We start from the raw sequence: 1,966 nt of genomic DNA on the forward strand, positions 1-1,966 counted from the left end.
CTTCTCCCAGCCCGGCCATAGCAAAGCCCACACAACCAACAATTCCGCCAGTATCACCAGCACCCCAATTACCGGCGCAAGCCGCTGCATCAGCACCAGCGGCGATAGCCGCATCTGGAAAATAAACTTTTCATATTCCAGCACCTTGCTCAATGCCGTATAAAAAAACAGCAGCACCAGCAATACCGTACAAGTATTAATCACAATAATTTTAGCTTTCATTTCTTTTCTCTTGTTGCCCGTTTACGTTTCTTACCCGCATCCCGCCATACCAGGTCAATGATATAAGCGATGGTATCCTTTATTTTCTGGTAATCTTTTTCCTTATTGATGTCAATCCCGCACACCGTGCTCTTATTGTACCGGGCATGCAGCACCAGGTAATAGATCCCACCCAGTATCAATGCAATTACCGCCCTGAAACTTACCCCGCTGTGTTTATAATTAGGATCAGACAATCCCAGCAGTCTGGCACCTTCCCGTTCCCTTGCCTCCGAAATTTTACGCAGCGTTTCACTCTCTACACTGATCTGGGCTAGGATGGCATGCTGCATATAATCACTGCTCATAAAAGCAGAAAAATTGGTCTGCATCAGCTCTTTAAACATTTCCCTGAATTTCCAGTCATCACTGTTTGCGGGCAGGCTAAATTTCTCAAAAAAGGGGTTCCAGTAATCATGCTCCCCAATGCCACTTGTGGCTATCGCATCCAAACCACCCAATTCCCTGCCTATGGTGCTCGGGTGTACACCTGCACGCTCGGCCAGTTCTGCATTGGTCAACCCTCTGTAACCCTGGCTGGCCATACGTTCCCAAAATGCTTTGTTTGCATTACTTTTGGTGGCTACCGGATCTCTGCCGCTTGCCTGTCTTTTTTTCTTTCTCATTGTACCCAGGCTGTTTTATTCAAAATTCCATATCCTCATTTTCGTCGTTACATCTTCCCAGGCATTCAATATCCTGTCCAGGTGTTCCGTGGTATGGCTGGCCGTAATAGCCATCCGTATCCTGGCATCCTTCATGCTTACGGCAGGGTAGCCAATCTGGTTGGCATACACACCCGCTTCCAGTAGCAGCCTGCAGATCTCCGCGTTCCGGTTGGCATCCCCGGTAATCACCGGTATAATCGCGCTGGCCGTATTGCCGGTGTTTAAACCCAAACCCTTTAACCCTGCGTTCAGGTAATTGATGTTTTCCCAAAGCTTAACCGTCCGCTCCGGCTCCTTATCAATCAGGTCTATGCTTTCCAGCACGCAGGCTATAGATGGTGGCGGCGCTACAGAAAATATGTGGTGGGCCGCCTGGAACTGCAGGTAGTCTATAATTTCTGGTTTGGCTACCACATAGCCGCCCATATGGCCAAAGGTTTTACTAAAGGTGCCGGTAATGATGTCCACATCATGCCAGGCATCAAACAGCTCTATCACACCCCGGCCTGTCTGGCCAATTACCCCTACACCATGGGCATCGTCCACTGCTAAAAAAGCACCATACTGTTTACACAAGGCAACAATCTGATCAAGCGGGGCAATATCGCCCGGTTGGCTGTATACCCCATCTACCACCACCACAACACTCCGGTATTTGCCCCTGGTTAACTTAAGCATGGTTTCCAGGTGTTCCATATTGTTGTGCTTAAAGGTTTTTACGTTGGTGGTATACTTTATCCCTTCTATCATACTGGCATGTATACTGCCATCTGCAATGGCCAGGTCTTCCTTTTTAAACAGGGCCTGCATGGCAGATGTATTGGCCGAGTAACCGGTAGGGAATAAAATAGCCGCCTGCTGCCGGTAAAAGCCCGCAATTTTTTGCTCTACCGCGCGGTGAACATCCATATGCCCGCCAATGGCCGGGCTGGCTGTAGCACCCGCGCCATAACGATCTATCGCAGCAATGGCAGCCGCTTTTACGGCGGGGTGCTGGCTCAGGCCCAGGTAGTCGTTGCTTACTACAGATACAAATG

The 1,966-nt window shown here is 49.3% G+C and carries 3 protein-coding genes; all 3 read right to left on the reverse strand.

The features are described from left to right. Positions 1–222, reverse strand: a 222-nt coding sequence (locus tag R2Q85_RS24460; RefSeq protein ID WP_410478910.1) for a MauE/DoxX family redox-associated membrane protein, incomplete at its 3' end; no start/stop codon positions are given. Further along, entirely contained in the window at positions 219–887 is a 669-nt protein-coding gene (locus tag R2Q85_RS24465; RefSeq protein ID WP_316814434.1) for a hypothetical protein, read from the reverse strand. The genes R2Q85_RS24465 and R2Q85_RS24460, both read right to left, overlap by 4 nt. A 15-nt stretch (positions 888–902) precedes the next feature. Continuing rightward, on the reverse strand, positions 903–1,966 hold a 1,064-nt coding region (locus R2Q85_RS24470), incomplete at its 5' end, for an aminotransferase class I/II-fold pyridoxal phosphate-dependent enzyme (RefSeq protein WP_316814435.1).

The organism is Pedobacter heparinus, from assembly GCF_032678725.1.
Classification (GTDB): Bacteria; Bacteroidota; Bacteroidia; order Sphingobacteriales; family Sphingobacteriaceae; genus Pedobacter; species Pedobacter heparinus_A.

What these genes read in the sequence shown, in the direction of transcription:
- R2Q85_RS24465 (WP_316814434.1), bottom strand. Translation starts at nt 887, where the DNA reads ATGAGAAAGAAAAAAAGACAGGCAAGCGGCAGAGATCCGGTAGCCACC.